Origin of the sequence: Xenorhabdus vietnamensis (assembly GCF_002127535.1) — a bacterium.
Taxonomy (GTDB): Bacteria; Pseudomonadota; Gammaproteobacteria; order Enterobacterales; family Enterobacteriaceae; genus Xenorhabdus; species Xenorhabdus vietnamensis.
Map to the genome: position 1 here is coordinate 121058 of NZ_MUBJ01000009.1, position 16598 is coordinate 137655.

Below are 16598 nucleotides of genomic sequence, written 5' to 3' on the forward strand. Positions count from 1 at the left end.
GAGATAGAATAATGGCTACTACACACGGTGATATTAATTACTATGATATTCAAACCCGTTATTCATCTATTTCGGTAATAGATACAGGGGGTAGTGGGTTACCTGTTCTTTTAATCCATGGCAACTCAAGTTGTAAAGAAGTATTCTGTCATCAAATTAATCAGTTAAAAGAAGAATATCGGGTCTTGGCGTTAGATTTACCCGGGCATGGTTTATCATCAAATGCCAGCGAACCAAGTCAGGCATATTCAATGCCCAGTTATGCACACACAATCATTGAGGTGCTGGAACAAATAGGTATTAACAAAGTAGTGGTCTTTGGTTGGTCATTAGGCGGTCATATTGGGTTGGAAATGCTGGCTTTATTTCCTAAGATGATTGGTTTAATGATTTGTGGTACTCTACCAGTATCAGTCGGTGCAGATAATGTGGCTCTTGGTTTTCGTCCGGGAGTAGGGCTTGCTGGCAAAGCGGAGTTTACTGAGGAAGATATCAAGAATTTTGTATCTGACACCTATGGAGTTAATGCGCCTCATGAACCTTTTATTATTGAAGCGGTGATAAGAACAGATGGGTTGGCACGGCAGTATATGTTTGAATCCTTTCTTTCTCCTCAGGCAACTGATCAAAGATTATTGGCTGAAACCAGTGAAATACCGTTAGCGATTGTTAATGGAGCAGATGATCCATATATTAATTTTGACTATATTAATGGTCTGAATTACCGGAATCTTTGGAAAGGAAAAATATTCAATTTAACTGGTGTTAGTCATGCACCTTTCTGGGATTCGCCTGAATTATTTAATCCAATTCTGACTGCTTTTCTCAAGGAGTTTCAATGATGTGGCTTTATGAAATAGCTTAAGTTAATTCCAATTTTGATTTATATTCTTGATAATTCAATTCAGGCTAAATTCAATAAAATATCCACTTGATATACAAGTGGATATATATGATTTCCATCCTCCAAACTATGATCTAGAAGTGACTGGATATAGGAAATAAATTAACTTTTAGAAAAATTCTGATAAATGTCTTTTTAATCGTTCAATGTCCTGAGAAATTTGTGGATTTTTTATGACATCATGGCAAGCAAACGTTGGTAATGGCGACATGCCTAAAAATTGGTTTGCTTTATGAAAAGGATAGTAAACACTGTCAATGCCTTTTCCTTCAAAAAATTGATTGGGATCTTCAAATGATTCTAATGGCGCATTCCAGGTGACTGAAAACATATAAGTTTTGTCTTGTGTCAGACCACCTGAACCATATTTTTTGGCAGGATTACTGCGAGTTCGACCATCATCTTTAAATAAAGTACTGTGACCAGCACTAAAAACCTCATCGACATATTTTTTTAAAATCCACGGAGCTTCCATCCACCAACCCGGCATTTGGTAAATTACACTATCAGCCCAAATAAATTTATCAACTTCGGCAGCAATATCATAACTTTTATCCACATGTGTTACCTGAATATCATGGCCTATTTCTGTCAGGTGATCCTTGATAACCTCGGTTAAGGTATTATTGAGTTCTCCTTTCGATTCGCCAAAATCTTTTGCTGAATTAATAACTAAAATACGACCCATAATAATCCTCAAGTTTATTCCACTGATAAATTAAGGATTATCTTAGAGTTGTTTTTGATTGAACGGGTGCCTATTCATTGCTAATCATTGCCTGATTATCCAGTAGTATCTATTTTCTACATTTATTTTTTTGCATTTACTATTTTTAGATAGTCCGCAATCGTTTGATATCTCGGCAGGGTGGTTCTCCAAAAAGGCGATTATATTCACGGTTGAATTGGGAAGTACTTTCATAACCAACCTGAAATGCAGTGGTTGATACATTGCAGTGCTGTGTCAGCAATATTCTTCTTGCTTCGTGTAAACGTAGCCACTTCTGGTACTGTAACGGACTCATTGAGGTAACAGCTTTAAAATGGTGGTGGAAAGAAGAGGGACTCATTTTGGCGATTTGAGCAAGCTGCTCGACTTTGACCGGATCGGCGAAGTGTTCTTTTAGCCATTTAATCGAATGGCTGATTTGGTGGCTTGGGCTTTCTTGAGAAGCCATTTGCTGTAAACGTCCTCCCAACTCACTTTTCAGTAATCGATAGATGATCTCTTTATGTATTAAGGGAGAGAGGACAGGAATATCTTCTGGTGTATTCAATATATCCAATAATCGGTTAAAACAGTTCAATAAGCCAGTTGTGGCAGAGGTTACAGCCAATGCGCATTTGTCTTGCGTTTGATGTTTTATCATGACTTTATTTTCAACCATCAATCTTGAAACTTCCTGTATGTCGAGTTGCAACATCAGGGCAATAAAGGGTTTTTCCTTCGAAGCGGTACAAACTTGGGTAATGGTAGGGATATTTGTTGAAGTCACTAAAAATTGTTGAGAGTCACAACAATAAGAACGATCACCAATTGTCACCCGTTTTGCTCCTTGAACAATAACCATGATACTGGGCTCGTATAGCTGGCCTATTGGATCTGTTGGTTGTTCTAAATGGCAGAGCGTCAATTGCGGAATGGCTGTTTTTACCGCGTGTGTATTGGGACGCGTTAACTTAGCCACTTTACTAGCCAATTGCTGCAACTGGATTGCGATTTCTACTCTATCGGATTGGTAATGCAATGCATTCATTTTCTATTTCCTTATTGATATAGAAATTATGTTTATTAGTACGTTATGTAGCATATCGCTAGACGGTGGAAATTTGTATCAATAACAGCGGTTGATTGGAGGATTAGGCAAGAATTGTAGAGAAAGTATTCTCAAATGAGCCTTACTGATCATATGGGATTTTTCATAAGCAGCAAACTTTGAATTTATAACTCATCTCATTGTTCATTAGACCAATGAGTTTATTTTATAATGAATAACCATATTTTAACGTATATTAATATCTGAGTTATTGCGATATATTGCTATAAGAATTCGATATAAGTAATATAAATTGATCATTTGACAGAGGAATAAAATTAACTTGAATTTTAATGAATAATAAGTGAGGGATTTATGTCTGAAGTTAATAAACCAGAGCCTAAAGGTTATATTTTATCTTTTGATATTAAACCAGGGATTTTTACGTCTGTAAAAAAATTGGGATGTTTTAGAGATGATATAACTGCTTATGGTGATTTAGATATAATAGAAAACAATACAGTGATTGGGAGTATATCGTCATTCAGGTTTTTCTCGGATAATGATAATGATAATGATAATGATAATGATAATGATAATGATAATGTTGATAATCCTAATGTTATAGATATGGTGATAAAATTTCATCAAGAAAATAGGCTTGCTATAGAGGAACTAATTGGAAAAAACCTTGATATAACAGTCGATGATGTAGCTTATCATTTTGGTAGAAGTATCAACTTAATGGTTGGTTATTTGACTGAACTAGTTCTTATGTATACTGGTACAGATGTAATGAAATTATTTTCTATAATGGAAAATGAGCAAGTAGGTGAAACCAAGCGTTTTTACCTTAACTGGAGTTAACTACAATTTACATTGCATCCAAGGCTGCGTTAATGCGTGGCCTTTTTCATATTTGGGCGATTATATGAAAGAGTCCGTTGTAATTAACAATAATATTATTGATTCTTGGTTTTCCTGAATAGTTCACCATGACAACCAAGCCTGCTCCAAAGAATATCAGGCTTTGATCATTATTTATAATATAAAGAAAAGTATAAATCGTAGTAGATCGATTTCTGAACCACCACAATTGTTAACTTCTGAAAAGGAAAAAACATGAACAAAAATAAAAACCGTCGTGAGTTCTTAAGTCAGGCTGGCAAAATGGTTACTACCTGCGCGTTGTTTGGTGCAATCAGCCCAACCGCATATGCTGCTCAGTCAGCTACAGCAAATGATAAGGCGAGCGATTCTACGAAGATAACCGATAAACATTATTATCTGGATAACGTTTTGCTGGAGTCAGGGTTTGTATTTGAGGAGCAGACAGCTATCAGCACGCTTACTGAGCTGACAACACTGGAAATCAACAATGGCAAAGTTGTTGCTCTGTGTGAGAACAGGCAGTATTCGGACAGTACGCTACCTCGTTATGATGCAAGTGGCAAGCTAATGCTTCCGGCGATGAGGGATATGCACATCCATCTGGATAAAACATTTTATGGTGGCCCGTGGAGTGCTCTTAACCGACCAGCAGGCACCACGATTCAGGACATGATTAAACTAGAACAGAAACTTTTGCCGGAACTGCAACCGTATACCCAAGAGCGCGCGGAAAAGTTGATTGATCTTCTTCAGTCGAAAGGCTCCACTATCGCCCGTAGCCACTGTAATATCGAGCCAGTCTCTGGCCTGAAAAATCTCGAAAACTTGCAAGCGGTGCTGGCGCGTCGTCAATCTGGTTTTAGTTGTGAAATTGTGGCTTTTCCGCAACACGGTTTATTATTTTCTAAATCGGAGCCGTTGATGCGTGAAGCAATGCAGATGGGAGCGAACTACGTGGGTGGTCTCGATCCGACTAACGTTGATGGCTTGATGGAGAAATCCCTTGATACTATGTTCCAGATTGCACTGGATTATGACAAAGGGGTGGATATTCATCTGCATGAAACCAGTCCGGCAGGCGTAGCGGCAATTAATTACATGGTAGAAACTGTGGAAAAAACACCTCAGTTGAAAGGCAAATTGACCATCAGCCACGCCTTTGCGCTGGCGACACTTAACGAACAGCAGGTGGATGAGATAGCTGCCCGGATGGTTGCACAGCAGGTGACTATTGCTTCGACTGTGCCTATTGGTACGCTGAATATGCCGCTCAAGCAGTTACGCGATAAAGGTGTATTTGTGATGACCGGTACCGATAGCGTGATTGATCACTGGTCGCCGTATGGTTTGGGTGACATGCTGGAGAAGGCCAACCTGTACGCACAATTATATGTTCATCCGAGTGAACAAATGTTATCGCGTGCGCTGGCGATTGCCACCGGTGATGTGTTGCCACTTAATGATAAAGGCGAACGTGTATGGCCTAAAGTGCAGGATGATGCCAGCTTTGTGCTGGTGGATGCTTCCTGTTCCGCCGAGGCGGTGGCGCGTATTTCGCCACGGACTGCGACGTTCCATAAAGGGGAAATGGTGTGGGGGAGTATAGAGAAAACGGTATAAGTTAGAAAATCCACGCGCAGTTGCGTGGATTTTATTCGTGTTACGGTCATTTGCTTCGTCAGATGGCGGACCATAACGTTTTGAATAACTTTGGGTCAATTGACCTCATTCAAGGTGACAAACTTCACTCCGTATGCCGCCATTTGTTATGGGTTTGTAGGATTTTTCTTTTTTAATCAGTTCATTAATAGTCATTTAAAATTTGTTGATATAGACAGATCTTAAAGGTAATGTTGTAAGGTGATAATCAATGTGGTTACTTAATGGCAGGCCACGAAAAATTCATACCTACCATTTATGGAGGAGAATTATGATAAATGTCACTGACAATATGCTACGTTTTGGCTTCCTTTTTATGTTTTGTTTAATTTCTGGGGACGCACAAGCAAAACAATCCATTAATGATAATGTGGCGGGTAAACATTACTGGGTCAGCATAAAGGGGAACAATAGTTCATATATAAACAATGTGGAGAAACGTTATCTATTACCTGTTTTGCCCTCTGCCACAGAAGAATTGAAACGTCTGCGCACGATGAAGCTGGCAGATTATTTCCCCTCTGGCTTATATGTTCGTAAAGGTGAAACTATTCGCCTGTCGTTAACCGGAGCGAAGACCATTGCGATCTTTTTTGGTTCCCCGATGCTTCCTGCCTCCAATACATCGGGAGAGATGTTTGATAATTCGGTTAATAACTCTATTCTCGTGTCCTCAAAGGATAACATCAGCACCTTTACATCTCCTGCGAGCGGGATGATGTATTTCCGTTACTCCCTGCCTCATTCTGAGACACTAAACTCCGCGAAAGCGTCAATTAAGGTTCTTGAAGGAGGTGAAACCGTTCCTTTTTATATCGCGGGGCAGACAACACTTAATGAATGGCGAAATATGTTAAAGAAATACAGTCAATCGCCATTTATTGAGATGACCGATCGCAGAAGCATAATCACCGTAACACGAAAGATCTATAATCATTCTGCAAAGGCAGATCCGGCTGTGTTGCTAAGTAAAATTGAACGCATCATAAATGCCTACGATGATATCTCTGGTTTATCGGCTCAAGGCGATAATAAAGATCTCTCGTCCCCGCTTAAAATTCATTTTATTGAGGATAATTTTTCTCCGCCAAAGGATATTGAGGACGCTTACATGTATGCGATAGATTACATAGTAGGTATGCCGAGAGACAGTGCACTGGATGTACTTAACCCGGACAGATTATCATCCGCTTGGGGAATATGGCACGAAATTGGACATCATTATCAACAGTGTGATTGGCTTTGGGGACCTGTCGAAGAAAGCACTGTTAACATTTATTCTCTATATATTCAATCGCTATTAGGTTTTCCTTCCCGATTAGACAATAAAATGGATAATGGCTTAACTGGTCTAACCTGGAATGAAGTCGCGAAGGAATTCAAGCGATCCCCTAACCGCAATTTCAACAGTGAGAAGCCGGATAGTATGATCTGGGTAAGACTGGTAATGTTTGAGCAACTGAGGAAAGGATTGGGGACTGACTTTTATCGTAAACTTCACAGCTATTATCGACACTATCCGTTGAAGCAGACAGCCAGCGATGAAGAGAAAATAAACAAGTTTGCCTTGCGTGCAAGCAGGGTCTCAGGTTTTGATTTAACGGAGTTCTTTGTCGGTTGGGGGTGGGCTATTAACAAACAAACCCGTGATGACATTAAGGCTCTTAATCTTCCAAAATCAACGCTATAAACATCAAATTATATAGCAGTGAGCCGTCTGATAAAATCCACGCAACTGCGTGGGTTTTATCAGTCTCGATAAGACATTCTAAAATGTCTTAAGACAAGAAAAATGATTTAGATTTAGACATTGAACAAGAAATTCAGCACATCGCCATCTTTAACGATATAGTCTTTCCCTTCTGCACGCATTTTGCCAGCTTCTTTCGCGCCTTGTTCACCTTTGTAAGTGATAAAATCATCAAATGCGATGGTTTGGGCACGGATAAAGCCTTTTTCAAAATCGGTATGGATTTTACCCGCAGCTTGTGGTGCTGTTGCGCCGACCGGAATAGTCCAGGCACGAACTTCTTTCACGCCTGCGGTGAAGTAGGTTTGTAGGTTCAGTAATTCATAGCCAGCACGGATAACACGGTTCAGCCCCGGCTCTTCCAGCCCCAATTCTGCCATAAACTCTTCGCGATCAGCATCTTCCAGTTCTGCAATATCGGATTCGATGGCCGCACAAACGGGCACAACGACAGAGCCTTCTTTTTCAGCAAGAGTGCGGACGATATCAAGGTGTGGGTTATTCTCAAAACCATCTTCATTGACGTTGGCAATGTACATAGTTGGTTTCAGGGTCAGAAAGCTCAGGTAGCGAATAACCGCTTTTTCTTCTGCACTCAAATCCAAAGAACGCAGCATACCTGCTTGTTCAAGGTGGGGAAGGCATTTTTCCAAGACTTCCAGTTCTGCTTTGGCGTCTTTATCACCACCTTTGGCTTTCTTCTGTACACGATGGATAGCACGTTCGCAGGTATCCAAATCAGACAGAGCCAGTTCTGTATTGATTACATCAATATCTGAAGCAGGATCAACCTGACCAGAAACATGGATGATGTTGTCGTTTTCAAAACAGCGAACCACATGACCGATCGCTTCTGTTTCACGGATGTTGGTCAGGAATTGGTTGCCTAAACCTTCACCTTTTGAAGCACCTTTTACTAGACCAGCAATGTCCACGAATTCCATGGTGGTTGGCAGTATGCGTTGTGGTTTAACAATCTCAGCCAATTGGTCGAGACGAGGATCTGGCATCGGCACAACACCTGTGTTTGGCTCGATGGTACAGAACGGGAAGTTTGCTGCTTCGATACCTGCTTTGGTCAGCGCATTGAATAATGTAGATTTCCCAACGTTAGGCAGGCCAACGATACCGCATTTGAATCCCATATATTTATCACCTTAAATCACTTATAAACCAACGAGCAATATGCTTGTCGGTGAGTTATAAAAATTGGCGCTATTATACACGCAATAGCCCGCTGCGCCACGCACTCCCAGCTAAGCGCTGGCTTTAAATCCATGTAAGCGGTTAATCGCTTTGTTCATGCCATCTTTAATAAGGATGTCAGTGCAATGCAATGCTTCATCTATGGCATCGTCAATCAGTTTTTGTTCGCTGGCAGGGGGTTTGCCAAGTACGAAACCCACGACTTTATTTTTATCGCCCGGATGGCCGATACCGATGCGCAGACGATGGAAGTTAGGGTTATTGCTGAATTTGTTTTGAATATCTTTCAGACCATTATGACCGCCATTACTGCCACCCTGTTTCATTTTTGCCACGCCGGGCGGTAGATCCAGCTCGTCATGTGCAACCAAAATCTCATCCGGTTGAATACGATAAAAGCTAGCAATGGCAAGGACAGATTTGCCGCTGAGGTTCATGAAAGTGGTTGGTACCAGTAAACGAATATCCTGCCCATTAATGTTGATGCGGGTGGTATAGCCAAAAAATTTACTCTCTTCTTTCAGGGACTGGTTATGGCGTTGTGCTAGCAAATCGACAAACCATGCTCCGGCATTATGTCTGGTCTGTGCATATTCAGCTCCGGGGTTTGCCAGGCCAACGATTAATTTTATGTTACTCACGGTTTAGGTTCGCTTATTGGCAATAAAACAAAAGGGGGTTAGTTTACCTATCTCAAGGCTTGAGTACAAAACTCATTATCGCCTTATCTTTCAACTCACTGTTTTACTCGATGCATTAATTGGAATTATTTTAGCTATTTTCGATAATTGTATTCTTTTTAATAAATATTATTTTGGTGGAATGTAAAAAATTAGGCCCAAATTTGTACGGCTTGTGATCACTGCCGCAATAACCTTTTATATGATAAGGCTATAATTAAAACTAAAGAAGATATCTACTTTCGTGCTTTTGAGTTCGTTGTGTTTGCAAATTAGCATGCACAAAAAGTATTGGAGGTTGGTTATGAGACGTAAAAAGGCTTTTATTTTTGGTAATATTCTCATGGGAACAGGAATGGCGGCAATGCTTGTTAGTTTGGCTTATGTATTGTTTAGCCATATCTTCAATTTTGGTCAATCTGAATTTCTTACAAGTATCTCATTAATGGGATTGTTTATCGGCGCATTTATTTGGCTGGTAGGTGCCAGAATTGGTGGTCGGGAACAGGTTACTGATAAATATTGGTGGCTGAGAAATTATGATGAGCGCTATCGTCGTAAAAAACATCGACACCCGTAATTATTTTAGACATTAAAATTCAGTACATTTAGATAAGGTGGCAATTTGTTACCGCCTTATTTTTACTTGTAAACGATTTGATATATCAGAATCTGATATTGAGGCCGAGATTGAAATAATAATCATGATTTGGCTCATTATCATTTTTTTCATGGGATGTTGCTGAAAATGCATGAATGTTATTGACCAGATAAGTATTGATTGAACAAGAACGCAAGGCAAATATTTATTCCCTTGCGTTCTTAAGTAAAAATTCTATTTCTATTGTCCGATAATTTGTTTGTATCGATTTATTTAAATAGAATTAGAAACTAGCATTGATGCCAAAACTGAAATTATAGTTAGGATCTTGAGCACTACCCTCATTACGAGTTACGGAAGCAAATCCACGCAAGTTATTGAACAGGTTTGCGTTCATGCCGACAGTATATTGGCGCCAATTAGTACTCTGTTTGCCACTTTCCTGCACAAAAGAAGTTTTAGTGGAGTTAATGGCACTGTTCAATTTGTAGTTTGTATCACCAAATTCGTGGTTGAACTGAACTGAGGCATAAGGATTGAAGCGACCCAGTTTAGTATCCACTCGCCAGCCCAGTGTACCGACTTTAGAAGTATAGTCTTGATCACCAAAATGCATGGAAGTGTTGTTGTTGCCGGATTCACGGTAACCATCGATCTCACCTTTGCTCCAGGCATATTGAACGATTGGGCTGGTGGTCAGATAGTTAGTGACAGGGATATCCCAACCTGCAGTAATACGTGCTCCCCACTGTTTACCTGTGGTAGCACCGGTTTCCCTGCGGGTGGCGTTGCCAAGTTGGATGGAACGGGTCAGGCTGTCATAATTAGTGCGTGAATAGTGGAGGTCACCGCTTAACCAGCCGTTATTGTAGTAATTCCACAATGTATAAGCTGTCAGAACATGACCAAGTCCTTCATAAGAGAAATTAGCGGCAGGGGTGCGCTCATCTTTAAAGTCAGAGTACATTGCACCCAACAGCAGGTTATCTAGCAGCTGATAATCGCTACCCAGTGTAAAGGTTTTGTTCTGGCTGCCAGTATAACCACCAAAAACACCGATTTTGCCTTGAGCATTGCCGCTATTGCGCAGTTGTTGCAGGTGACCGTCAAGGGAAGAGAGGGCACTTTTAACTGGTGTACGGTTAACCTGGTTCAGGGTCATTACCTGTGATGGCGCATTATAAATAGAGGTAATATATTGACCCATTATCTTGTGTCCCAACGGCGTTGGGTGGAAATTATCGGAGAATAAGAACTGTTTATCCCCTGTAAAACCTTTTTTAGGGTCGGAATCGCATTCAGCAGCACTTTTTCCTTGTACACAGGCATAACCCAACGTATTTTGGATACCATAAATCAGAGGGTTGGCGATTACTTCATTCAGCAGGCCATTGATATCAGCACGCAGGATATTGCCATTTTTTTCGCTGATTTTTTCGTCGATTAGATTGTTGTATGTATTAGTGAGTTTTGTAGCACCCTCACTAGCTTTAGTGTATTCATCATTGAGTATTTTCTCAATTTGTTCCGCTGGGATTATAGAGCCTTCCTCTTCTGCTGTTTTGGCTAATTCATGAAAAACCTTTTGAATCCCCTGATTACGGTAAATATCATTTGGGATAATCTCTTGGTTAATTCTTGTATGGATTTTTTGTAAAGTGTCTTCAATTTTTGACTTAGATGTTCCCACTTTCTCTAAAGCACCAGAAATGACTGTTTCCAGCAATTTTGGCGTAGTTCCCACATCAGGAACGGTTGGAGCGATAATTAGTCCCGCCCCTTTTTCGACAAGCTCATTGATTTGATTTGCAGCTGCGGTAGCACTGGTATAGACAATATTAGCGGCAACTTTTTGACGCTGTAGTGGATCTTGTTCTTTTTGGGCGTCTTCTAGAGCTTTGGCGAGGTCGTTGCCTCCTACCCAGTGAATATAGATGCTATTAGGGTCAGCTTTTCCATTATGGTCATTAAGATATTTATTGACTTGTTCTTGCGTACTGTATTTTTCAAGGGCTGTTGCACCACCCTGTGCATAATTGGTTCCACCATCATTGGATGGCGTTAGATCAGTTCCTGTGAGTTGTTGAGTAATATACTCACTATATAACTTATTGTTTTTTCCATCTGTCGTATATCTTCCGTTATTGCCACTATCACTCAGGCTATCACCAAAGACATAGACTTTGTTATAGGAATAAGCATTGGCATTAGAAATAGTATTGATTGAAAGCGCTAACAGTGCAGGTGTGAATAAAAATGCCTTTTTCATTGGCACTCTCCTTAAAAAGTAATTTTTGTTATTAATCAGCATTCCGCCCTTACATAAAAAAGTATCCAGTGACTTTTTCCTGATGGAGTTGGAGGTGCTGATATGTTTATACCCTTCGTCTTTCAAGTTGCTTCTTTGTTGGCAGAGTTCATTCACCCCGGTCACATAGTTATCTATGCCCTTAGGGATTTGCTCCCTTGCCGCCGTGATGCACCTTGAAATCCATTGGTTAGATTAAAACTAAAAGAATTATCACTTCAGTCTCAGCTGCCTATTTATTAGAAAAATTTATTTTTAAAGTTAGGGAATAATACTTGCTTATCGATACGACTGTGTGACGTAAGGAAATAAAACTTACTATCATTGAGTAGTCGACAGGTTAGCAACAACTATTCAATGACTCCAGTATTGTGAGAGGGTTTGTCAACTGGACGTACCAGATAAATTGAAATGATTGTGGGATATTAATTTCAGTTTGTATGTAAAACAATCACCTTATTTTATTGAGAGAAATTCACGGCACTTGGGTTAATTTATTGATAAAATTAATTATTAATATCAATTTAATATTATAATTGTTATTAATTCTTGATGAAAATATTAGTTGTGTATATCAAATAAACAGAAACCCCCGTCACTGCATTCGCTGTGACGGGGGCTTTTTTAGGCAATGATTTATTTAATCACTTGAATAAGTTAGCGCTTAATATTCACGCTAAAGCTTAAATTATTAATGCTCAAACATAGCAGAAATAGACTCTTCATTGCTGATACGACGAATAGCTTCGGCAAGCATACCAGACAGTGTTAAAGTACGAACTTTGTTCAACGCCTTGATTTCATCAGACAGAGGAATGGTGTCACAGACAATAAATTCATCGATCATTGAGTTCTTGATGTTTTCCACTGCATTACCAGAGAAGATAGGATGGGTTGCATAAGCAAACACACGCTTTGCTCCACGCTCTTTCAATGCTTCGGCTGCTTTGCACAGTGTGCCACCTGTATCGATCATGTCATCAACCAGAATGCAATCACGGCCAGCAACATCACCAATGATATGCATAACTTGAGAAACGTTAGCACGTGGACGGCGTTTATCAATGATAGCCATATCTGTATCGTTCAGCAGTTTGGCAATTGCGCGGGCGCGAACAACACCACCGATATCTGGAGAGACAACAATCGGATTTTCCAGATCTTTCTGGAGCATATCTTCCAGAAGAATTGGGCTACCAAATACATTATCAACCGGTACATCAAAGAAGCCTTGGATCTGCTCGGCGTGTAGGTCAACAGTGAGCACACGGTCTACACCAACGCTGGACAGAAAGTCCGCGACAACTTTGGCAGTGATAGGTACACGTGCTGAACGGACACGGCGATCCTGACGAGCATAACCGAAGTAAGGAATAACAGCGGTAATACGACCAGCAGAAGCACGACGCAGCGCATCGACCATAACAACTAATTCCATCAGGTTGTCGTTGGTTGGTGCACAAGTGGACTGGATGATGAAAACATCACCACCGCGTACATTTTCATTGATTTGAACACTGACTTCACCGTCGCTGAAACGACCGACGGCAGCGTCTCCCAGGCTAGTGTACAGGCGGTTGGCAACACGTTGTGCTAGTTCAGGTGTGGCATTACCAGCAAAAAGCTTCATATCGGGCACGGGAAAAACCTCAGGCTTGCGTCCAGAGAGATATTGTTGACCCAATCAAACAAACATTGTTCATTGGTTCAATAACACGGGTATCCCAGAGCGGAATGTATGCAACGGAGAAATGTTAACGCCACGCGTAACAAAGCCCTGCATCCACTCTGGGGCTTGATTTAACACCTTACGGGCTGATGCTTCTGATTCGAACTCGCCGAAAACACATGCACCGGTTCCGGTCAGGCGTGACGGTGCATATTCTAACAGCCATAAAAGAAGCTGTTCAACCTTACGAAAACGTTTTCTTGCGATTGGCTCACAATCATTTGCAAATGGTGCCTGTAATAATGCGGGTAGAGCGCGAATCGGAGAATTTCTTTTTAATTCAGGATCTGTGAAAATTGTTGGCGTTGATATCTCAATTCCGGGGTGGGCAACCAAAAACCATTTCTCTTCCGGTGAGGCCGGTTGGAGTTTTTCCCCAATGCCTTCGGCGAAAGCGGCATGACCTTTGATAAATACGGGAACGTCTGCTCCAAGGCAGACTCCTAGCTGTGCCAGTTCATCATCGGACAAATTGGCTTGCCAATGATAGTTAAGGGCAATCAATACCGTTGCAGCATTGGAAGAGCCGCCTCCCAGACCTCCACCCATCGGCAGGCATTTATCAATGCGAATATCGGCTCCCAAGTATTCGGTTCCGAATTGAGCATTCTGATTACAATTCTGTGGTGTCTGTTTTTGCAATGTGCTTTTTTGCAATGCACTTTTTTGCAATAAGTGATTCTGTAACAATCGGGCTGCCCGCACGATCAAATTATCATCATGGGCTACGCCCGCAACCGGGGTCAACAAGCGAATTACATTATCTTGGCGTGGTGAAACGGTGATTTCATCGCCATATTCCAGAAATTGGAACAACGTTTGCAGTTCGTGGTAGCCATCAGGTCGTTGCCCGGTGATATACAAAAATAAATTCAATTTTGCCGGAGAGGGCCAGGTTAAAGTCATTGTTGAATCGTCCAGTTATCCATTTTTAATTTTATGCGGTTTTTTCCTTGAGTAAGCTCCAACCGAGTAGGTAAGGCTGGAGTGCTCGATGTATCGTATCCCTGATAATTGACTCGCCAAACTTCACCATTTTTTTTATCACTCACGGACTTAAGCAGGTAGTTGGCATCCAACTGGAAATCTTTGGTATTGCCGGGCAGACCAATAATCCAACTTTTCAGATTATCCAGAGGAATACTCATATTGGTAAGCTGATAGATTAAGGATTCCGGTTCATCACTGAGGTATTTTTTACCGTTATTGTCAGTGACTTGAATCATATTCGGTTTGACGAATAATTCTAATTCTGTTGTACCCAGTGGGTTAAGCAGTAGTAATTTATAATTATCAGGCGAATATTGTTGCCAGAAAAAACGCGCATACACTTTTTTTTCATTTGTTAAATAAGCGAAAGAACCTCGGGTTTGGTAATTCTCCAGCTTTGCCAGCTGCTGTTCACGAGCATGCCATTGTGGGGTATCTGCTGATCCCGTGCCTGTAGGAGGTTGTGTGATTGTACAGGCTGTCAGTAAAACACCGGAGAGGGGAAGCAAGCGAAAAAACGAAGACATTTTCATACGGTAACCCTTGGTGGTAGGAGAGTTTGAAACTTGAATTCTATTGGTTATAAATATGGCAGTATTTAAATATGATAATTCAGGGCGTGTCACCCCAGTTTATAATCAGGAGGGTAATTTAGCGAAAATTTGGTAAGAATTCTCGAATAAATTATCGCAGAACCATCCGATTGACTTTTATTGAACTGATGCATCAAGTAGAATGCACGACCAATGAGAGTCCTTATGAAGGGTGTGAGTTTATGAGAATAATTATTAATATCATCATGACCGTGCCCCCTGTGATAACTCAATGCAGTTAAGATGACTTTATTAGCACTCGGTATCAACCATAAAACAGCACCCGTCTCCTTACGTGAGCGGGTGGCCTTTTCTCCTGACACGATAGGGCTGGCGCTTGATGACCTGCTCCAGCAACCACTGGTGCGGGGCGGTGTTGTGCTGTCCACCTGCAACCGCACGGAGCTTTACCTCAGCGTTGAACAACAGGGTAATTTTAAAGAACAGTTAATTAATTGGCTATGCAAATATCATCGGCTTAATCCTGATGATTTGACTAAAAGCCTCTACTGGCATGTGGATAATGAAGCAGTCAACCATTTAATGCGGGTCGCCAGCGGTCTGGATTCTCTGGTATTGGGCGAGCCGCAGATTTTGGGACAAGTAAAAAAGGCCTTTGCTGAGTCACAAAATTATCAATCATTGTCAGGTGAATTGGAACGGTTGTTCCAAAAATCCTTCTCGGTGGCCAAACGGGTCAGAACAGAAACGGAAATTGGGGCAAATGCCGTTTCCGTGGCATTTGCTGCTTGCACATTGGCACGGCAAATTTTCGAGTCCCTTTCCCAGTTGAATATCCTGCTGGTGGGAGCAGGGGAAACGATTGAATTAGTAGCCCGTCATCTCAAAGAGCATGGTGTGCATCACATGATGATCGCCAATCGTACAAAAGAACGCGCACAAATGCTTGCCAGTGAAGTCAATGCAGAAGTTATTTCTCTACCAGATATCGATACCCGATTGGCTGAGGCTGATATTGTAATTAGCTCTACTGCCAGCCCGTTGCCAATCATTGGTAAAGGCATGGTCGAGAGGGCGTTGAAATTACGTCGCAATCAACCGATGTTGTTGATTGACATCGCCGTTCCCCGCGATATTGAGCCGGATGTTGAAAAATTGAGTGGTGTTTATCTGTACAGTGTGGATGACTTACAGGCTATCATTCAGCAGAATCTTGCTCAACGCAAAGCCGCAGCAATTGTGGCGGAAGGTATTGTGCAACAAGAAAGCAGTCATTTCATGGATTGGTTGCGTTCTCAAGGAGCTGTTAATACAATTCGCGAATATCGGGAACAAGCAGAGAAAATCAGGGCTGAGATGACGGCAAAAGCGTTGATGTCCATACGGCAAGGTGCTGATGCTGAACAGATCATTAACCAATTGACTCACCAATTGACGAATCGTCTAATCCACACACCGACTAAATCTCTCCAACAGGCTGCCAGTGATGGTGATTTGGAACGCCTGAATCTATTACGGGACAGCCTTGGGCTGGATCATAACTAACCCAATTCTAAATAAGGTCTGATA

General features: G+C 41.2%; 14 protein-coding genes. 6 read left to right on the forward strand and 8 right to left on the reverse strand.

Going from position 1 to position 16598, the window contains the following annotated elements; all coding sequences use genetic code 11:
- Nucleotides 1–11 precede the first annotated feature (11 nt).
- Complete coding sequence (locus tag Xvie_RS10075; protein WP_086109195.1) at nt 12–842, forward strand: alpha/beta fold hydrolase; 831 nt, start codon at nt 12–14, stop codon at nt 840–842.
- A 171-nt stretch (nt 843–1013) separates the two neighbouring features.
- Here the strand turns inward: Xvie_RS10075 and Xvie_RS10080 are convergent, their stop codons facing one another.
- Complete coding sequence (locus Xvie_RS10080) at nt 1014–1592, reverse strand: NAD(P)H-dependent oxidoreductase (RefSeq protein ID WP_086109196.1); 579 nt, start codon at nt 1590–1592, stop codon at nt 1014–1016.
- Between the two features lie 145 nt (nt 1593–1737).
- A complete protein-coding gene (locus Xvie_RS10085) occupies nt 1738–2661 on the reverse strand; it encodes an AraC family transcriptional regulator (RefSeq protein WP_086109197.1) in 924 nt (307 codons plus the stop codon).
- A gap of 375 nt (nt 2662–3036) precedes the next feature.
- On the opposite strand from Xvie_RS10085, the gene Xvie_RS10090 reads away from it, so the two are divergent.
- From Xvie_RS10090 to Xvie_RS10100, 3 genes are all read left to right on the forward strand, one after another.
- Nucleotides 3037–3528 (forward strand): DUF7823 domain-containing protein, encoded by a 492-nt coding sequence (locus Xvie_RS10090; RefSeq protein ID WP_086109198.1) that lies wholly within the window; start codon nt 3037–3039, stop codon nt 3526–3528.
- Between the two features lie 255 nt (nt 3529–3783).
- The gene (locus tag Xvie_RS10095) at nt 3784–5172 is read left to right on the forward strand and encodes an amidohydrolase family protein (RefSeq protein WP_086109199.1); all 1389 of its coding nucleotides are present in this window, start codon (nt 3784–3786) and stop codon (nt 5170–5172) included.
- A 310-nt stretch (nt 5173–5482) separates the two neighbouring features.
- On the forward strand, nt 5483–6901 hold the full coding sequence (locus Xvie_RS10100) for a M60 family metallopeptidase (protein WP_167376263.1): 1419 nt from the start codon (nt 5483–5485) through the stop codon (nt 6899–6901).
- Nucleotides 6902–7014: 113 nt separating this feature from the next.
- Here Xvie_RS10100 and ychF read toward each other — a convergent pair whose 3' ends face one another.
- Nucleotides 7015–8106 (reverse strand): redox-regulated ATPase YchF, encoded by a 1092-nt coding sequence (ychF, locus tag Xvie_RS10105; RefSeq protein ID WP_086109201.1) that lies wholly within the window; start codon nt 8104–8106, stop codon nt 7015–7017.
- Between the two features lie 111 nt (nt 8107–8217).
- Nucleotides 8218–8808: an aminoacyl-tRNA hydrolase gene (pth, locus tag Xvie_RS10110; RefSeq protein WP_086109202.1), complete on the reverse strand. Its 591-nt coding sequence runs from the start codon at nt 8806–8808 to the stop codon at nt 8218–8220.
- 343 nt (nt 8809–9151) lie between these two features.
- On the opposite strand from pth, the gene ychH reads away from it, so the two are divergent.
- Nucleotides 9152–9427, forward strand: coding sequence for a stress-induced protein YchH (gene ychH / locus Xvie_RS10115; RefSeq protein WP_086109203.1), 276 nt, complete (start codon nt 9152–9154; stop codon nt 9425–9427).
- 304 nt (nt 9428–9731) lie between these two features.
- On the opposite strand, the gene Xvie_RS10120 is transcribed toward ychH, so the two are convergent.
- The 4 genes from Xvie_RS10120 to lolB all read right to left on the reverse strand — a co-directional run bounded on the left by Xvie_RS10120 (nt 9732) and on the right by lolB (nt 15008).
- Nucleotides 9732–11717, reverse strand: a complete 1986-nt coding sequence (locus tag Xvie_RS10120) for an autotransporter outer membrane beta-barrel domain-containing protein (RefSeq protein ID WP_086109204.1) — start codon at nt 11715–11717, stop codon at nt 9732–9734.
- A gap of 730 nt (nt 11718–12447) precedes the next feature.
- On the reverse strand, nt 12448–13395 hold the full coding sequence (gene prs / locus Xvie_RS10125; RefSeq protein WP_139838845.1) for a ribose-phosphate diphosphokinase: 948 nt from the start codon (nt 13393–13395) through the stop codon (nt 12448–12450).
- A gap of 60 nt (nt 13396–13455) precedes the next feature.
- Entirely contained in the window at nt 13456–14391 is a 936-nt protein-coding gene (ispE, locus tag Xvie_RS10130; protein ID WP_086109205.1) for a 4-(cytidine 5'-diphospho)-2-C-methyl-D-erythritol kinase, read from the reverse strand.
- A complete protein-coding gene (lolB, locus tag Xvie_RS10135; protein WP_086109206.1) occupies nt 14388–15008 on the reverse strand; it encodes a lipoprotein insertase outer membrane protein LolB in 621 nt (206 codons plus the stop codon). Before lolB ends, ispE begins: the two co-directional genes overlap by 4 nt.
- Nucleotides 15009–15311: 303 nt before the next feature.
- Here lolB and hemA point away from each other — a divergent pair, with 303 nt between their 5' ends.
- Nucleotides 15312–16574 carry a glutamyl-tRNA reductase gene (gene hemA / locus Xvie_RS10140; protein WP_086109207.1) on the forward strand — a complete coding sequence of 421 codons (1263 nt, stop codon included), beginning with the start codon at nt 15312–15314 and terminating at the stop codon, nt 16572–16574.
- The last annotated feature ends 24 nt before the right edge of the window (nt 16575–16598 follow it).

What these genes read in the sequence shown, in the direction of transcription:
- Xvie_RS10075 (WP_086109195.1), top strand. Translation starts at nt 12, where the DNA reads ATGGCTACTACACACGGTGATATTAATTACTATGATATTCAAACCCGT.
- Xvie_RS10095 (WP_086109199.1), top strand. Translation starts at nt 3,784, where the DNA reads ATGAACAAAAATAAAAACCGTCGTGAGTTCTTAAGTCAGGCTGGCAAA.
- ispE (WP_086109205.1), bottom strand. Translation starts at nt 14,391, where the DNA reads ATGACTTTAACCTGGCCCTCTCCGGCAAAATTGAATTTATTTTTGTAT.
- Xvie_RS10085 (WP_086109197.1), bottom strand. Translation starts at nt 2,661, where the DNA reads ATGAATGCATTGCATTACCAATCCGATAGAGTAGAAATCGCAATCCAG.
- lolB (WP_086109206.1), bottom strand. Translation starts at nt 15,008, where the DNA reads ATGAAAATGTCTTCGTTTTTTCGCTTGCTTCCCCTCTCCGGTGTTTTA.
- Xvie_RS10100 (WP_167376263.1), top strand. Translation starts at nt 5,483, where the DNA reads ATGATAAATGTCACTGACAATATGCTACGTTTTGGCTTCCTTTTTATG.
- Xvie_RS10090 (WP_086109198.1), top strand. Translation starts at nt 3,037, where the DNA reads ATGTCTGAAGTTAATAAACCAGAGCCTAAAGGTTATATTTTATCTTTT.
- ychF (WP_086109201.1), bottom strand. Translation starts at nt 8,106, where the DNA reads ATGGGATTCAAATGCGGTATCGTTGGCCTGCCTAACGTTGGGAAATCT.
- ychH (WP_086109203.1), top strand. Translation starts at nt 9,152, where the DNA reads ATGAGACGTAAAAAGGCTTTTATTTTTGGTAATATTCTCATGGGAACA.
- Xvie_RS10120 (WP_086109204.1), bottom strand. Translation starts at nt 11,717, where the DNA reads ATGAAAAAGGCATTTTTATTCACACCTGCACTGTTAGCGCTTTCAATC.
- hemA (WP_086109207.1), top strand. Translation starts at nt 15,312, where the DNA reads ATGACTTTATTAGCACTCGGTATCAACCATAAAACAGCACCCGTCTCC.
- Xvie_RS10080 (WP_086109196.1), bottom strand. Translation starts at nt 1,592, where the DNA reads ATGGGTCGTATTTTAGTTATTAATTCAGCAAAAGATTTTGGCGAATCG.